Source organism: Bacillus sp. N3378-2at (assembly GCF_033412715.1).
GTDB classification, from domain to species: domain Bacteria; phylum Bacillota; class Bacilli; order Bacillales; family Bacillaceae; genus Bacillus; species Bacillus subtilis.
Map to the genome: position 1 here is coordinate 3,817,017 of NZ_CP117986.1, position 17,070 is coordinate 3,834,086.

Here is a 17,070-nt window from a genome sequence, read left to right on the forward strand (position 1 = left end):
AGGTTCATGAGAATGTTGGATCAAAACGTTATAACAGAAACAAAAGCGGAGCATTTGCTTCATGAATATCAGCCGGGCGCCTTTTTCTTAGCGTCTCCTCATCGTGTACTGTTAGCGAAAGGTATATGTGAAATCGTACCGGAGGCAGACGGGCAAAACCAAATGGAAACCCTTTCTGGCCGAATTGCAGAGACGCTGCGTCAGGCAAAACAATCAGGGCAAAGCCGGCCGCTTGTTGTCGGGGCCGTTCCTTTTGATCAAGTAAAAGCAGCGCGGCTCGTTGTACCTGAAGAAGTGCGCTGGTCAGGACCGCTTCAATTTGATCATGAGGAAAAGGAACAGCAGGCTGGGCATACATACCACATAAAGCCTGTTCCTGAACCTGAGGATTATAAAAATGGTGTTGAACAAGGGCTGACACGCATTGCCGATGGAACACTCAGCAAAATCGTCCTGTCCAGATCGCTGCATTTGACATCGCCTGAACCGATTCAGACGGATGAATTGCTTCGCCATCTGGCTCAGCATAACTCGCATGGCTACACGTTTGCCGCAGACGTGTCCAGTCAGGAGGAAACGTCTCCCCGCCGAACATTGCTCGGAGCAAGTCCGGAGCTCCTCGTTTCAAGGATGGGAACACAGGTCGTTTCCAACCCATTAGCCGGCTCAAGACCGCGCAGTAATGATCCTGTTGAAGACCAGCGCCGGGCAGCTGAATTGCTTTCTTCCGCAAAGGATCTTCATGAGCACGCGGTTGTCGCTGACGCGGTTGCGGCAGCGCTGAGACCTTTCTGCCGGACGCTGGAGGTTCCGGAGAAGCCTTCACTGATCAAAACGGAAACGATGTGGCACCTGTCCAGCGTGATTAAGGGAGAGCTTTCCGATCCGTCTGTAACCGCACTTGAATTAGCGGCGGCGCTCCACCCGACGCCAGCCGTCTGCGGAACACCGACTGATCTTGCAAGAGAAGCGATTCTCAGCATTGAACCATTTGACCGCGGTTTCTTTACCGGCATGGTCGGATGGTGTGACGATGCCGGTGACGGAGAATGGATCGTGACCATCCGTTGTGCAGAAGCAGAAGAACGCTCTCTCCGCCTGTATGCTGGAGCTGGTGTTGTGGCCGGTTCAAAGCCCGAGGACGAGCTTCAGGAGACGTCCGCAAAGTTTCGGACAATGCTGCGGGCAATGGGCGTGGATCACATATGAACAGAATGAATTGCTGGAGGGATGCAACATGCTGAAAGGATTTACGCCTTGGCCTGATGAGTTAGCTGAGACCTATCGAAAGAATGGCTGCTGGGCCGGCGAGACGTTTGGGGATTTGTTAAGAGACCGGGCAGCCAAATATGGCGACCGCATTGCGATTACATGCGGAAACACCCATTGGAGCTATCAAGAGCTTGACACAAGGGTTGATCGTTTGGCTGCCGGATTTCAGAAGCTCGGCATTCAACAGATGGATCGTGTCGTGGTGCAGCTGCCAAATATCAAAGAGTTTTTTGAAGTCATTTTCGCGCTTTTCCGTCTGGGGGCGCTTCCAGTCTTCGCACTGCCTTCTCATCGAAGCAGTGAAATTACATATTTTTGCGAGTTTGCTGAAGCGGCTGCATATATCATTCCCGACGCTTATTCCGGTTTTGACTATCGTACGCTTGCCAGACAGGTTCAAAGCAAGTTGCCGACTTTGAAAAACATCATTGTCGCAGGTGAGGCAGAGGAATTTTTGCCGCTCGAGGATTTGCATACAGAACCTGTAAAACTGCCTGAAGTCAAATCTTCGGATGTGGCGTTCCTCCAGCTTTCTGGCGGGAGCACCGGGCTATCGAAACTGATTCCGAGGACCCACGATGACTACATATACAGCCTGAAGCGGAGTGTGGAGGTCTGCTGGCTCGACCACAGCACGGTGTACTTGGCCGCGCTGCCGATGGCACATAATTATCCGCTGAGCTCACCTGGCGTTCTCGGCGTATTATACGCTGGAGGAAGAGTGGTATTATCTCCTTCTCCAAGTCCAGATGACGCATTTCCTTTAATTGAACGGGAAAAGGTCACGATAACCGCTCTTGTTCCGCCTCTTGCGATGGTATGGATGGATGCGGCATCCTCACGCTGTGATGATTTATCCAGCCTTCAAGTGCTGCAGGTCGGCGGTGCCAAGTTTAGTGCTGAAGCCGCGCGCAGGGTAAAAGCTGTTTTCGGCTGCACGCTGCAGCAGGTATTCGGAATGGCAGAGGGTCTCGTCAATTATACGAGATTGGATGATCCTGAGGAGATCATTGTCAACACCCAAGGAAAACCGATGTCCCCATATGATGAAGTGCGTGTTTGGGATGATCATGATCGCGACGTAAAACCTGGTGAAACAGGCCATCTGCTGACGCGGGGACCGTATACAATTCGCGGTTACTATAAGGCGGAAGAGCATAATGCTGCTTCATTTACTGAGGACGGTTTTTACCGCACGGGTGATATCGTCAGGCTGACACGAGACGGCTATATTGTCGTTGAAGGCCGTGCGAAGGATCAAATTAACCGTGGGGGAGAAAAGGTTGCGGCTGAAGAGGTAGAAAATCATCTGCTGGCGCATCCGGCTGTCCATGATGCGGCAATGGTCTCCATGCCTGATCAATTTCTTGGCGAGAGATCTTGTGTGTTCATTATTCCCAGAGATGAAGCCCCAAAAGCCGCAGAGCTCAAAGCATTTTTGAGAGAGCGCGGACTGGCGGCATATAAAATCCCTGACCGAGTTGAATTTGTCGAATCCTTCCCGCAGACAGGGGTAGGAAAGGTAAGCAAAAAGGCTCTTCGTGAAGCTATTTCCGAAAAACTTCTTGCAGGGGCAAAAAAATAAATCAACAATTTGAGAGGAAGTGTTCATATGGCTATACCTGCCATTCAGCCGTATCAAATGCCGACAGCGTCTGATATGCCGCAAAACAAAGTATCATGGGTGCCTGATCCAAATCGGGCTGTCTTGTTAATACACGATATGCAAAACTATTTTGTCGATGCTTTCACAGCGGGAGCGTCTCCGGTAATAGAGCTTTCAGCGAATATACGAAAGCTGAAGAATCAATGTGTTCAGCTTGGGATTCCTGTTGTCTATACCGCACAGCCGGGAAGCCAAAATCCGGATGACCGTGCGCTGCTGACAGACTTTTGGGGCCCGGGATTAAACAGCGGTCCTTATGAGGAGAAAATTATAACCGAGCTGGCACCAGAGGATGATGATCTTGTGCTGACAAAATGGAGATACAGCGCGTTTAAGAGAACGAATCTGCTTGAAATGATGCGCAAAGAGGGACGCGATCAGCTGATCATTACAGGAATTTACGCCCATATCGGCTGTCTTGTTACAGCATGTGAAGCATTTATGGAGGATATTAAAGCCTTTTTGGTGGGAGATGCAGTTGCTGATTTTTCATTAGAAAAACATCAAATGGCGCTGGACTATGCGGCTGGACGCTGTGCGTTTACCGTGATGACTGACAGTCTTCTTGATCAGCTGCAGAATGCGCCGGCAGACGTTCAAAAAACGTCAGCAAACACTGGCAAAAAGAATGTGTTTACATGTGAGAATATCCGTAAACAAATTGCTGAGCTTCTACAAAAAACACCGGAAGACATCACAGATCAAGAGGATTTGCTCGATCGTGGTCTTGATTCGGTAAGGATCATGACATTGGTGGAACAATGGCGCCGTGAAGGGGCAGAGGTGACTTTCGTGGAATTGGCTGAACGCCCAACGATCGAAGAATGGCAGAAATTGCTCACAACCCGCAGCCAGCAAGTGCTGCCAAACGCGGATTATTTATAAAAGGAGGGTAAACAAACGGATGCCTGATACAAAAGATCTTCAATATTCTTTGACCGGGGCGCAAACTGGCATATGGTTTGCTCAGCAACTTGATCCGGACAATCCAATCTACAATACAGCGGAATATATAGAAATCAATGGACCAATCAATATTGCTCTTTTTGAAGAAGCTTTGCGGCACGTGATCAAGGAAGCGGAATCGCTGCATGTCCGCTTCGGTGAAAATATGGACGGGCCTTGGCAGATGATAAACCCGTCTCCGGATGTACAGCTGCACGTCATTGACGTCAGCTCTGAGCCTGATCCGGAAAAAACAGCATTAAACTGGATGAAAGCTGATTTAGCAAAGCCGGTTGATTTAGGGTATGACCCTTTGTTCAATGAAGCTCTGTTTATTGCCGGGCCTGATCGTTTCTTTTGGTATCAGCGCATTCACCATATAGCGATTGACGGCTTCGGTTTTTCCCTGATAGCCCAGCGTGTGGCAAGTACATATACTGCGCTTATAAAAGGACAAACAGCTAAAGGCCGTTCCTTTGGGTCTCTCCAGGCCATTTTGGAAGAGGATACAGATTATCGCGGATCAGAGCAGTATGAGAAGGATCGTCAATTCTGGCTGGACTGTTTTGCAGATGCACCTGAAGTTGTAAGCTTAGCTGATCGGGCGCCGAGAACATCTAACAGTTTTCTTCGTCATACGGCATATCTGCCTCCATCTGATGTAAACGCGTTAAAAGAAGCGGCGCGCTATTTCTCAGGAAGCTGGCATGAAGTCATGATTGCGGTGTCAGCTGTTTATGTGCACCGTATGACCGGCTCTGAGGATGTTGTGCTCGGCCTGCCCATGATGGGTCGGATAGGGTCCGCGTCACTGAATGTACCGGCTATGGTGATGAACCTTCTCCCGCTCCGGCTGACGGTAAGCTCTTCGATGAGCTTTTCTGAACTGATTCAGCAAATTTTCCGGGAAATCCGCAGTATTCGGCGACATCATAAGTATCGCCATGAAGAGCTTCGGCGCGATCTGAAATTGATAGGAGAAAATCATAGATTATTTGGCCCTCAAATCAATCTTATGCCGTTTGATTACGGTCTCGACTTTGCCGGCGCCCGGGGCACAACGCATAATCTTTCAGCCGGTCCTGTTGATGATCTATCAATCAATGTATATGACAGAACAGACGGCAGCGGGCTGCGAATTGATGTTGATGCGAATCCCGAGGTATACAGTGAGCCTGATATTAAGCTTCATCAGCAGCGTATCCTGCAGCTGCTGCAAACGGCTTCTGCCGGAGAGGACATGCTGATTGGGCAAATGGAGCTCCTATTGCCAGAGGAGAAAGAAAAAGTCATTTCTAAATGGAATGAGACGGCAATATCCGAGAAGCTGGTCAGCCTTCAGGACATGTTCGAAAAGCAGGCAGTTCTTACGCCAGAACGTATCGCTCTCATGTGTGATGACATTCAAGTCAACTATCGAAAGCTCAATGAAGAGGCAAACCGCCTCGCGCGTCTGTTGATCGAAAAAGGGATTGGTCCGGAGCAATTTGTCGCTTTGGCGCTGCCGCGTTCCCCTGAGATGGTGGCCTCAATGCTTGGTGTGCTCAAGACTGGTGCGGCGTATCTCCCCCTTGATCCGGAGTTTCCATCCGACCGCATTTCTTACATGCTGGAGGATGCGAAACCTTCATGCATCATAACGACTGAGGAAATAGCAGCCAGTCTGCCTGATAACCTGGCTGTACCGGAGCTTGTGCTTGATCAGGCTGTTACACAGGAGATTATAAAACGCTATTCGCCGGAAAATCCGGATGTATCGGTTTCGCTTGACCATCCTGCGTATATCATCTATACCTCAGGATCAACAGGAAGACCGAAGGGAGTCGTTGTGACACAGAAAAGCTTAAGCAATTTTCTGCTGTCCATGCAGGAGGCATTTTCTCTAGGAGAAGAAGACAGGCTGTTGGCTGTGACGACTGTCGCTTTTGATATTTCAGCATTGGAGTTATATCTTCCGCTGATTAGCGGAGCGCAAATTGTGATCGCAAAGAAAGAAACGATCCGTGAGCCGCAGGCATTAGCTCAAATGATTGAAAATTTCGATATTAACATCATGCAGGCGACATCGACACTGTGGCATGCTTTGGTAACGAGTGAACCTGAGAAACTTCGGGGGCTTAGAGTGCTTGTAGGAGGCGAGGCGCTGCCGAGCGGTCTTTTGCAGGCGCTTCAAGACCTTCATTGTTCAGTCACGAATTTATACGGTCCCACTGAAACAACGATTTGGTCTGCCGCAGCTTTTCTTGAAGAAGGGCTGCAGGGCGTTCCTCCGATTGGGAAACCGATTTGGAACACGCAGGTGTATGTGCTTGATAATGGATTGCAGCCGGTGCCGCCGGGCGTTGTCGGAGAGCTTTATATTGCAGGCACCGGCTTGGCCAGAGGTTATTTCCATCGCCCTGATTTAACGGCGGAGCGCTTCGTTGCAGATCCATACGGACCGCCGGGAACTCGGATGTATCGGACCGGAGACCAGGCCCGCTGGCGTGCCGATGGGTCTTTGGATTATATCGGGCGGGCGGATCATCAAATCAAAATTCGCGGATTCCGAATTGAACTTGGAGAAATTGATGCCGTGCTTGCCAATCACCCGCACATTGAACAGGCCGCGGTTGTCGTACGGGAAGATCAGCCGGGAGACAAACGATTGGCGGCTTATGTAGTCGCTGATGCTGCTATTGATACTGCAGAGCTTCGTCGTTATATGGGGGCTAGTCTTCCTGATTATATGGTACCGTCGGCGTTTGTGGAGATGGACGAGCTGCCGTTAACACCTAATGGCAAGCTTGACCGGAAAGCACTGCCGGCACCAGACTTCAGCACATCTGTCAGTGATCGGGCCCCGCGGACTCCTCAGGAAGAGATATTGTGTGACTTGTTTGCAGAGGTTCTCGGTTTGGCACGCGTCGGTATCGATGACAGTTTCTTCGAGCTTGGGGGCCATTCTCTTCTTGCAGCCCGTCTGATGAGCCGCATTCGCGAGGTAATGGGAGCCGAACTTGGTATCGCCAAGCTCTTTGACGAACCGACAGTAGCCGGACTCGCTGCCCATCTTGATTTGGCGCAGAGTGCACGTCCCGCTTTGCAGAGAGCTGAGCGGCCTGAAAAGATCCCGCTCTCATTTGCCCAGCGCCGGCTATGGTTCCTGCATTGTCTGGAAGGACCGAGTCCTACTTATAATATTCCGGTTGCTGTCCGTTTGTCAGGTGAGTTGGATCAAGGATTGCTGAAAGCGGCACTTTATGACCTCGTCCGCCGTCATGAAAGTCTTCGGACGATCTTCCCTGAATCACAGGGGACATCCTATCAGCATATTTTAGATGCCGATCGAGCCTGTCCCGAGTTACATGTTACTGAAATTGCTGAGAAGGAGCTTTCTGATCGGCTTGCCGAAGCTGTACGCTACAGCTTTGATCTTGCAGCTGAACCTGCTTTTCGTGCCGAGCTTTTTGTGATCGGTCCTGACGAGTACGTGCTGCTTCTTCTCGTCCATCATATTGTCGGGGACGGCTGGTCCTTAACACCGCTGACCAGAGACCTTGGGACAGCTTATGCGGCTCGCTGCCACGGACGATCTCCCGAATGGGCGCCTCTTGCTGTGCAGTATGCAGACTATGCGCTTTGGCAGCAAGAACTGCTTGGAAACGAGGATGATCCAAATAGCTTGATTGCCGGACAGCTTGCTTTCTGGAAAGAAACCTTGAAAAACCTGCCTGATCAGCTTGAACTGCCAACCGATTATTCACGTCCGGCTGAGCCGAGTCATGATGGAGATACGATTCATTTTCGTATTGAGCCCGAGTTTCACAAGCGATTGCAGGAGCTGGCTCGCGCAAATAGGGTGAGCCTGTTTATGGTGCTTCAATCCGGTCTCGCCGCTTTATTGACAAGGCTCGGGGCGGGCACCGACATTCCGATCGGCAGTCCGATCGCGGGACGGAATGATGATGCGCTGGGCGATCTTGTAGGGCTGTTCATTAATACATTGGTGCTCAGAACTGATACGTCCGGTGACCCAAGCTTTCGTGAGCTTCTAGACAGAGTACGGGAAGTGAATCTGGCCGCCTATGACAATCAGGATCTGCCGTTTGAGAGACTTGTAGAGGTGCTCAATCCGGCTCGTTCGCGTGCGACGCATCCTTTATTCCAAATCATGCTTGCGTTCCAAAACACACCGGACGCTGAACTGCATCTTCCTGATATGGAGAGCAGCCTGCGAATCAACAGTGTCGGTTCTGCCAAGTTTGATTTGACGCTGGAAATTAGTGAAGATCGCCTTGCTGACGGGACACCAAACGGAATGGAAGGACTGCTTGAATACAGCACTGATCTTTTCAAGCGAGAAACTGCTCAGGCTCTTGCTGACCGATTGATGCGCCTGTTGGAGGCTGCCGAGTCTGATCCTGACGAGCAAATCGGAAATCTGGATATTCTTGCGCCAGAGGAACACAGCAGCATGGTGACTGATTGGCAAAGTGTATCTGAAAAGATTCCGCACGCATGTTTGCCAGAGCAATTTGAGAAGCAGGCTGCTTTACGTCCTGATGCCATTGCCGTTGTATATGAAAATCAGGAACTGAGCTATGCAGAGCTGAATGAAAGAGCAAACCGGCTTGCCCGAATGATGATTAGTGAAGGTGTCGGGCCGGAGCAATTTGTGGCATTGGCACTGCCCCGATCGTTGGAAATGGCTGTCGGCCTATTGGCGGTGCTAAAGGCCGGGGCAGCTTATCTCCCTCTTGATCCGGATTATCCGGCTGATCGAATTGCTTTTATGCTAAAAGATGCACAGCCTGCGTTTATCATGACGAACACTAAAGCTGCAAATCACATTCCGCCAGTTGAAAACGTGCCGAAAATCGTGCTGGATGATCCCGAGCTGGCAGAGAAACTAAACACGTACCCTGCAGGTAATCCAAAAAATAAGGATAGGACTCAGCCGCTTTCCCCTTTGAATACGGCATATGTCATTTATACATCCGGCTCAACAGGTGTTCCAAAAGGTGTGATGATTCCTCACCAAAATGTAACACGTTTATTTGCAGCGACCGAGCACTGGTTCCGTTTCAGCTCAGATGATATCTGGACCATGTTCCATTCCTATGCGTTTGATTTTTCGGTGTGGGAGATCTGGGGTCCTCTGCTGCATGGCGGACGTCTTGTAATCGTGCCTCACCACGTCAGCAGATCGCCAGAAGCGTTTCTGCGCCTGCTTGTCAAAGAGGGGGTGACTGTTCTGAACCAGACACCGTCTGCTTTCTATCAGTTTATGCAGGCGGAACGGGAACAGCCGGATCTCGGACAGGCACTCAGTCTGCGCTATGTCATTTTTGGCGGAGAAGCGCTTGAACTCAGCCGTTTAGAGGATTGGTACAACCGCCACCCTGAAAATAGACCGCAGCTTATCAATATGTATGGTATTACAGAAACGACGGTGCATGTGAGCTATATCGAATTAGACCGAAGCATGGCAGCTTTACGGGCAAACAGCTTGATCGGCTGCGGCATTCCCGATCTTGGTGTATACGTGCTGGATGAACGCCTGCAGCCGGTCCCGCCGGGTGTTGCCGGAGAGCTGTATGTATCAGGAGCGGGGTTAGCACGAGGTTATCTAGGCCGGCCTGGTTTAACATCTGAACGCTTCATAGCTGATCCGTTCGGTCCTCCAGGCACCCGGATGTACCGCACTGGGGATGTGGCCCGCCTCCGCGCTGACGGTTCTCTCGACTATGTCGGCCGTGCAGACCATCAAGTGAAAATTCGGGGATTCCGGATTGAATTGGGAGAAATTGAAGCCGCGCTTGTTCAGCATCCGCAGCTTGAAGATGCGGCAGTGATCGTTCGTGAGGATCAGCCGGGAGATAAACGGTTAGCAGCTTATGTCATCCCTTCGGAAGAAACATTTGATACGGCGGAACTGCGCAGATATGCTGCTGAGAGACTGCCGGATTACATGGTGCCTGCTGCCTTTGTGACGATGAAAGAATTGCCGCTGACACCGAATGGAAAGCTTGATCGTAAAGCGCTGCCCGCTCCGGATTTCGCAGCGGCAGTGACAGGACGAGGACCGAGAACGCCGCAGGAAGAAATTCTCTGTGACCTCTTTATGGAGGTGCTTCACTTGCCACGTGTCGGCATTGATGACCGTTTCTTTGATTTAGGCGGACATTCCTTGCTTGCTGTACAGCTCATGAGCCGCATTCGTGAAGCGCTCGGCGTTGAACTCAGCATCGGCAACTTGTTCGAAGCACCTACTGTAGCCGGGCTCGCTGAAAGACTTGAAATGGGATCAAGCCAAAGCGCTCTTGACGTTCTGCTGCCGCTCCGAACAAGCGGAGACAAGCCTCCTTTATTCTGTGTTCATCCGGCAGGGGGGCTCAGCTGGTGTTATGCCGGTTTGATGACCAATATAGGAACAGATTATCCAATCTACGGCTTGCAGGCACGGGGAATCGGGCAGCGCGAGGAGCTTCCGAAAACACTTGATGACATGGCTGCCGATTACATTAAACAAATCCGAACGGTCCAGCCAAAAGGCCCGTACCATCTGCTGGGCTGGTCCCTGGGCGGGAATGTCGTTCAAGCGATGGCTACCCAGCTGCAAAATCAAGGAGAAGAAGTATCCCTGTTGGTGATGCTGGACGCCTATCCGAACCACTTCCTTCCTATAAAAGAGGCACCGGATGATGAGGAAGCGCTTATTGCCCTTCTGGCGTTAGGCGGGTACGATCCAGACAGCTTAGGGGACAAACCGCTAGATTTTGAAGCGGCGATTGAGATTCTTCGCCGTGACGGCAGTGCGCTTGCGAGCCTGGATGAAACGGTCATTTTAAATTTGAAGAATACGTATGTCAATTCTGTCGGCATTTTAGGTTCCTATAAGCCGAAAACCTTCCGTGGAAATGTTTTGTTTTTCAGATCAACAATCATTCCTGAATGGTTTGACCCGATTGAACCTGACTCGTGGAAGCCTTATATTAACGGACAGATTGAACAAATCGACATCGACTGCCGTCATAAAGATTTATGTCAGCCGGAACCTCTGGCTCAAATCGGCAAGGTTCTCGCTGTCAAATTGGAAGAGTTGAATAAATAAGGGAGGAGAAATAGAATGGCAAATCCTTTTGAAAATGCGGATGGCACATATTTGGTGCTGGTCAATGAAGAAGGCCAATATTCCCTATGGCCGGGTTTTATAGATGTGCCGAGCGGCTGGACAGTCGTTCATGAGCAAAAAGGGCGTGAAGCTTGTTTGGACTATATCCAATCGCATTGGAGCGATATGAGGCCAAACAGCCTAAAGGCTGTTGAAAATGTGTAATCGTATCAAAAAGAGACTGCTCGCCGCAGTCTCTTTTTCTATCTTACGCAGACGTTTGGGTATGATCACAATCTCTGACAGGGTTTCCGTTTTCATCGTTACACCAAGATTGGGATAAAAACGCTAAAAACACAGCGGCCCACTGATCTGCAAACTGAATCAGAATACCCCCGTCATGCCAAGAGCCGTTGTCTTTTTTCCAGCGCGTATCCATTGCATTCCCTTGATTCATATGGATATTGTGCATTCCGTTAGTCGGGGTAAAGCCGAATATTTTATCTGCAGCCTGTTCAGGGCCGAATTTTGAACCGAATATATAAACCGGCGCTTTCTCATCTTGTGCTTTCTTCATATAGGTTTCAATAAAATCATTTAAATCATTATCAGGTCCTGTGATTTCATGAGGCAAAGGCTTCATTTCCCGCGGGTCAAACAAATTGCCCCGCACATAATCCAGTGCCACTTCACGGTTTGCTTCATTGATCCTTGTATATCCATACGGCATGTTCGGAAGGATGGTAATTGAGCCCGAATCAAACTGATCGTCAGCCAAATACAATACTTCAGATTCCTCAGAACTGGACATCACATTGATGGCGCACCTGTAATACGTATTCTCTTCACCGAGCATTTTGACTTGGAAATGAGGACTGTCATCATCTGTTTCCCGCTTCATGTCTAAGACTATGCCTTTTAACACGCCATATTGCTGAACAGCCATATGAATCCTCCTTTATGATCAACTTCATAGTCATAATTCGTGAAATGGTCTCTTTTTTCCTTTTAAAAAATAAAAAAGCCTGCAGAAATCTTTCTGCAAGCTCATTGTGAATTAAGCACCCGCTACAGATGATTCATCCTGTAAAGCTTTCTCGGCAGGAACATACTCATAGCCTAGATCTCTTGCTACAGCTTCATAGGTCACGTGTCCGTTTGCGGTGTTTAAACCCGCTCTCAGTGCCGCATTGTCTGCGAGCGCTTTTACTGCCCCTTTGTTCGCGATTTGCAGCGCGTATGGAACAGTAACGTTAGTCAGGGCGATTGTTGACGTACGAGGGACTGCGCCCGGCATGTTCGCTACAGCATAATGCACAACCCCGTGTTTTTCATATGTTGGCTGATCATGTGTTGTGATATGGTCGACAGTTTCGACGATGCCGCCTTGGTCGATCGCTACATCAACAATGACTGAACCAGGTTTCATTTGTTTTACCATTTCCTCAGTGACAAGAGTCGGAGCTTTAGCACCCGGAATTAATACCGCGCAAATGAGGAGATCCGCTTCCGCTACAGCATCAGCAATATTGACCGGATTAGAAATTAACGTTTTAATCTGATGGCCGAAGATGTCATCAAGCTGGCGCAAGCGGTCTGCGTTTAAGTCAATGATCGTCACATCTGCACCGAGTCCGACAGCCATTTTCGCCGCGTTTGTCCCGACAACGCCTCCTCCGATAATCGTTACTTTTCCGCGAGAAACGCCCGGCACCCCGGCAAGCAGAATGCCTTTTCCGCCTTTAGGCTTTTCTAAGAATTGAGCGCCGATTTGCGCCGCCATTCTGCCCGCAACCTCTGACATTGGCGTCAGAAGAGGCAATGTCCGGCCTTCACTGACCGTTTCATATGCGATAGCAGTTACTCCTTTATCCTTCAAGGCCTGTGCAAGCTCAGGCTCAGCTGCTAAATGAAGGTACGTAAACAGCACAAGTCCTTTGCGGAAATAAACATATTCTTCCGGCAGCGGTTCTTTTACCTTCATGACCATTTCGGCGTCCCAGACCTGTTTCGGATCAGCAATGATTTCCGCTCCTGCTGACTCATAGGCTTCATTTTCAAATCCGCTTCCAAGGCCCGCGCCTGTTTCAACCAGCACCCGGTGGCCGTTTGAAATGAGCTGAGAAACGCCCCCGGGTGTTAATGCGACACGGTTTTCATTGTTTTTTATCTCTTTAGGAACCCCTATGATCATATCTGTCTCCTCCTGTATCTGTGATATTTTTAGTGTAGCTTGATATTTTGGAAAATTCTTTGTTTGATTAAGAAAATAAAAAAACATGGATTTGTGAAATTTCACAAATCCATGTGCCGAAGTTTGATATCTAAATAGATGGTGAATTTTTGATTCACATTTTTCAAATCAATTTCAGCGATCTGGCTGATCCGCTTGAGTCGGTAATTCAGCGTATTAACGTGTATATTTAACAGCTTGGAAGCCGTATTCACGTTGCTGTCCGCTTCAATAAAGCGCTCTAGCGTCTCTACCAGATTTGACTGGTGATCCCGGTCATATTGTTCCAGTTTGGAAAGCGAGTAATTATAATGGCCCGCCTGTTTCCGTTTTTCATTTAAGACATCTAAGTATTGATAAATACCTAACTCAGAAAAGCTGAAAAAATGTTTGGTCTCTTCAGCGAACCGTTCCTTCGTTTTTAAGACGGACAATGCTTCCTGATAGGAGCGGGAGACAAAAGAAATAGAGTTGTATATTCCGCCAAAAGCGATAGAAACGTCTTCTATTTTATACCGCTCCTTCAGCTGTTTTTGCGTACTTAAAGCAAACTGTTTTAAATCTTGAAAAGGATGATCTGTTTTGGGTGAGGTTAATATAATAAGTTCATTGGAATCTACGGTCGCCAGCAGCACGTAAACCTGCTGGGTCGTTTCCTGTAAATATTGCAGCTGCTGTTCGATTTTTTCAGTCAGCTCGCCATTTATGCGGATGATCATAACGGAAAACTCTGAAGGAGCGGCCATTCCAAGCTTATGGAACCCATCCGCCATATCATCCTCCTGATGGATGTGTCCGGTCAGCATTTTCCAGAAAAATTCTTGGCTGCGTTCTTCATTTTTCGTTTTTCTGATTTGAAGTTTGAGAAGCTTGTTTTTCACTGCTTTTGCTGCCATTTGCAATGTCAGCAGATCTTCATCGGACAATGTTTTTTGGATCTCAAGAGCCCATATGAAGCCAAGCACTTGCTTGTTTTTCCAAATCGAAATAGCGACGCGATTGCTCAGCCCGACTTCATCAATTTGCTTGACTCTGATCGGCTGGTCCGTTTTTAAGAGAGCTGGAATTGTCCCGTCTTTCCACAACTTGTTAATCACCTTCTCCGGTACCCTTCTGCCAATAATGGTAGACGTCCGGGCAGGGTCTGTGCAGTCGCTGTGTGTACTGTAGGCAAGCAGCTTGTGGTTAACATCCTCTATGGTGATCGGGCACCGCAGAACGTCGCTGATATGATCAGCCACATCTTCAAGTCTGTCAAAACTATATTTAAACGGATCATTCGGCATGGTCATAAATCTCCCTACTTTTCGTGCTTGATTTCTCTTTGACATCTCATCCCCTTCCTTTTATTATGATTGTTGTTGTTTGTGAAAATCAACAACAAAGAACAGAAGCAAAAAAACAATTTCATGAGAGAAACGTTCTATATACATTTGGCGGTGTAATCGCCTTTTTGCAGGACAGTTGTATGCCTCATATAATACGACAGCTTATCCTATTAATCTTTTAAGTAAGTCATCGGAGGCGAGACTAATTAAGGAAAGAAAAAACTGAACCTTTCAGAAATGGTGCTGTAGCATCAAATTTTCTGAAAGGTTTTTTTTGGGAGTTGGGGAGTTATTTGGGTCTTTTGGATTATTCGGAGAATGAAGAGGAGATTAAGAAAATAAACCTATTTACTTTACAGTTTATGTCATTTTTAAGTGATTCGGGGTAAACCATTGGACTCATTTTGTAAAATTAAAACATATTTGTTTGACTATGCCGAAAAACTGTTTTTATAATAATGACGTTCTAAAAATAAGTGAATTAGCCCATATTTAGGCTGATGGCACAGGAGGTAATGAGGAATATGGCAGGATTAATTCGTGTCACACCCGAAGAGCTAAGAGCGATGGCGAAGCAATACGGCGTTGAAAGCCAAGAAGTATTAAATCAGGTTGATCGTTTAAACCGAATGATCTCTGATTTGAAAAGCATGTGGGAAGGTGCTTCAAGCGAAGCGTTCGCAGATCAATACGAGCAGCTCAAACCTTCATTTATCAAAATGTCAGATTTGCTTCAAGATGTGAATCAGCAGCTTGATCAAACAGCAAATACACTTGAGTCTACTGACCAAGACATCGCAAATCAAATCCGCGGATAACAGTATGAAAGGGAAGGAGCGCCTGATTCAAAAGAAGACGGCGCTCTTTCTATGTAAGGGTGATCCTAAATGTATATTGATATTACAATAGATTTGAAACATTATAACGGCAGTGTCTTTGATCTCAGATTGTCAGATTACCACCCGGTGAAAAAAGTAATTGATATTGCTTGGCAGGCCCAAAGCGTATCTATGCCCCCGCGCGAAGGGCACTGGATCAGAGTGGTGAACAAGGATAAGGTGTTTTCCGGAGAATGCAAGCTGTCTGATTGCGGCATTACAAACGGAGACCGGCTTGAAATATTATGAAAGGATCTGGTTGAATGTCAGGTAAACAAAAATCATATTTAGAAAACCAATTAGAAGCTGTTGCCGAGAAAACAGATGCCGGCTATACATTTACCTTTCAACGGGAAAAAATAAAGCTTCTCGACGGTCTTGAAGCTAACGTGATCAAAGATATAAATCCATTTTTTTATAAAGAAATCGATGTGACGGATGATGAAGTAATCATCACAATCCAACCTCCCTCCTCCTATAAAGCATTCCGCTTCATGAAAGCTAAGGATAAAAAAAGTAAATGGCAGTTTGCCTATCAGCTTGTTCAAGCCGTACAGCAGCACAATCTGTCGAGGCTGAATTTGATTGTCGCTCCTGAAAACATTGTATTCGATAAAGGGCTTACGCCTTATTTTCTCCATTATGGAGTAAAAGAAAGCATTCCTCCTTACGAGCGTGATGAGGAAAGAGTATGGCAGGAGCTGAAAGCGGCAGCGGCTTTGGCAGTTGACGGCGCTTTTGCGTTTGAAGACTACCTGAAATTCAATGAAACGCTCACGTTCTCCGCAGAGGCAAAGGCGATATTAGATACTGAATCCTATGATGATTTGCTCGAGCTGATTCAAATCCATATTGATGAGCTCGAAGCCAAAGCAAAAACATACATACATATCCCGAGAAAGAAGTGGAACATCCAGCGATATATCGGCCTGGGGCTCATTGTTTTGCTTGTACCGGCACTTATTTATTCGATGTACGCCTTATTTTTCGCGCAGCCAAAGCACCAGGCGATAGTGGACAGCAACCGTGCGTTCTTAAACAAGCAGTACAGTGAAGTCATCAGCACACTGTCCAAGTACGAGGCGGAAAGCCTGCCTGAATCGGTGCAGTATCAGCTGGCGACGTCCTATGTTGAGGTCGAAAACCTGGGGAGTGCAAAAACCAAAAATATAGAAAATAACTTAGTCACCCTTCAATCAGACCCTCAGCATTTCTTATATTGGATTGATTATGGTAGAGGAGAATACAAAGAAGCGATCAGTATCGGCCGTAAGCTTGAATACAATGATTATATTTACTTTGCCCTAGCTAAATATAAACAGCAGCTTTTATCTGAGGATACAAATGATGAAGATATACAAAAAGAACTTGACTCAGTAAATAGTGAGCTTGAAAAAGCCCAAAAAGAACGTCAAGAAAATAAACAGTCTAATTCTGAAACATCGTTAGTCGATACAAGCGAAGAACAGACACAAACAGACGAAGAAAAACAAGCAGAAGAGAAAGCGGCAGAAGAAAAAGCCGCAGCCGAGGAAAAAGCGAAAAAAGAAGAACAGAAGAAAAAAGAAGACGAGAAAAAAGAAACAGAAAAGAAAGATGAGAAAAAAGATGACAAATAACGTGAGACATGAAGCACAGGTCATCGCATGCTG

General features: G+C 47.7%; 11 protein-coding genes. 8 read left to right on the top strand and 3 right to left on the bottom strand.

The window, feature by feature from the left end:
- The first annotated feature begins 12 nt into the window (after nt 1-12).
- The 5 genes from dhbC to PUN35_RS20495 are packed head-to-tail and all read left to right on the top strand — an operon-like array spanning nt 13 to nt 11,204.
- Entirely contained in the window at nt 13-1,209 is a 1,197-nt protein-coding gene (gene dhbC / locus PUN35_RS20475) for an isochorismate synthase DhbC (RefSeq protein WP_014480724.1), read from the top strand.
- A 28-nt stretch (nt 1,210-1,237) separates the two neighbouring features.
- Entirely contained in the window at nt 1,238-2,857 is a 1,620-nt protein-coding gene (locus PUN35_RS20480; protein WP_014480723.1) for a (2,3-dihydroxybenzoyl)adenylate synthase, read from the top strand.
- A gap of 27 nt (nt 2,858-2,884) precedes the next feature.
- Nucleotides 2,885-3,823: an isochorismatase gene (locus PUN35_RS20485; RefSeq protein ID WP_014480722.1), complete on the top strand. Its 939-nt coding sequence runs from the start codon at nt 2,885-2,887 to the stop codon at nt 3,821-3,823.
- Between the two features lie 19 nt (nt 3,824-3,842).
- Nucleotides 3,843-10,979, top strand: a complete 7,137-nt coding sequence (dhbF, locus tag PUN35_RS20490) for a non-ribosomal peptide synthetase DhbF (protein ID WP_014480721.1) — start codon at nt 3,843-3,845, stop codon at nt 10,977-10,979.
- Nucleotides 10,980-10,994: 15 nt separating this feature from the next.
- On the top strand, nt 10,995-11,204 hold the full coding sequence (locus PUN35_RS20495) for an MbtH family protein (protein ID WP_014480720.1): 210 nt from the start codon (nt 10,995-10,997) through the stop codon (nt 11,202-11,204).
- Nucleotides 11,205-11,247: 43 nt separating this feature from the next.
- Here the strand turns inward: PUN35_RS20495 and PUN35_RS20500 are convergent, their stop codons facing one another.
- The 3 genes from PUN35_RS20500 to adeR form a co-directional block, all read right to left on the bottom strand.
- Nucleotides 11,248-11,925 carry a YukJ family protein gene (locus tag PUN35_RS20500; protein ID WP_014480719.1) on the bottom strand — a complete coding sequence of 226 codons (678 nt, stop codon included), beginning with the start codon at nt 11,923-11,925 and terminating at the stop codon, nt 11,248-11,250.
- Between the two features lie 111 nt (nt 11,926-12,036).
- Nucleotides 12,037-13,173, bottom strand: a complete 1,137-nt coding sequence (ald, locus tag PUN35_RS20505) for an alanine dehydrogenase (protein ID WP_014480718.1) — start codon at nt 13,171-13,173, stop codon at nt 12,037-12,039.
- A 101-nt stretch (nt 13,174-13,274) separates the two neighbouring features.
- A complete protein-coding gene (adeR, locus tag PUN35_RS20510; protein WP_049832643.1) occupies nt 13,275-14,543 on the bottom strand; it encodes a sporulation transcriptional activator AdeR in 1,269 nt (422 codons plus the stop codon).
- 521 nt (nt 14,544-15,064) lie between these two features.
- Between adeR and PUN35_RS20515 the strand changes: the two genes are divergently transcribed.
- The 3 genes from PUN35_RS20515 to essB all read left to right on the top strand — a co-directional run bounded on the left by PUN35_RS20515 (nt 15,065) and on the right by essB (nt 17,037).
- Nucleotides 15,065-15,358 carry a WXG100 family type VII secretion target gene (locus tag PUN35_RS20515; protein WP_003220661.1) on the top strand — a complete coding sequence of 98 codons (294 nt, stop codon included), beginning with the start codon at nt 15,065-15,067 and terminating at the stop codon, nt 15,356-15,358.
- Nucleotides 15,359-15,427: 69 nt separating this feature from the next.
- On the top strand, nt 15,428-15,667 hold the full coding sequence (gene yukD / locus PUN35_RS20520; protein WP_003228763.1) for an ESX secretion system protein YukD: 240 nt from the start codon (nt 15,428-15,430) through the stop codon (nt 15,665-15,667).
- 14 nt (nt 15,668-15,681) lie between these two features.
- Nucleotides 15,682-17,037 carry a type VII secretion protein EssB gene (essB, locus tag PUN35_RS20525; protein ID WP_014480715.1) on the top strand — a complete coding sequence of 452 codons (1,356 nt, stop codon included), beginning with the start codon at nt 15,682-15,684 and terminating at the stop codon, nt 17,035-17,037.
- Nucleotides 17,038-17,070: the final 33 nt, after the last annotated feature.

Bases quoted from the DNA above. Each gene is read 5' to 3' on its own strand.
- dhbC (WP_014480724.1), top strand. From the start codon at position 13: ATGTTGGATCAAAACGTTATAACAGAAACAAAAGCGGAGCATTTGCTT.
- PUN35_RS20480 (WP_014480723.1), top strand. From the start codon at position 1,238: ATGCTGAAAGGATTTACGCCTTGGCCTGATGAGTTAGCTGAGACCTAT.
- PUN35_RS20485 (WP_014480722.1), top strand. From the start codon at position 2,885: ATGGCTATACCTGCCATTCAGCCGTATCAAATGCCGACAGCGTCTGAT.
- dhbF (WP_014480721.1), top strand. From the start codon at position 3,843: ATGCCTGATACAAAAGATCTTCAATATTCTTTGACCGGGGCGCAAACT.
- PUN35_RS20495 (WP_014480720.1), top strand. From the start codon at position 10,995: ATGGCAAATCCTTTTGAAAATGCGGATGGCACATATTTGGTGCTGGTC.
- PUN35_RS20500 (WP_014480719.1), bottom strand. From the start codon at position 11,925: ATGGCTGTTCAGCAATATGGCGTGTTAAAAGGCATAGTCTTAGACATG.
- ald (WP_014480718.1), bottom strand. From the start codon at position 13,173: ATGATCATAGGGGTTCCTAAAGAGATAAAAAACAATGAAAACCGTGTC.
- adeR (WP_049832643.1), bottom strand. From the start codon at position 14,543: ATGTCAAAGAGAAATCAAGCACGAAAAGTAGGGAGATTTATGACCATG.
- PUN35_RS20515 (WP_003220661.1), top strand. From the start codon at position 15,065: ATGGCAGGATTAATTCGTGTCACACCCGAAGAGCTAAGAGCGATGGCG.
- yukD (WP_003228763.1), top strand. From the start codon at position 15,428: ATGTATATTGATATTACAATAGATTTGAAACATTATAACGGCAGTGTC.
- essB (WP_014480715.1), top strand. From the start codon at position 15,682: ATGTCAGGTAAACAAAAATCATATTTAGAAAACCAATTAGAAGCTGTT.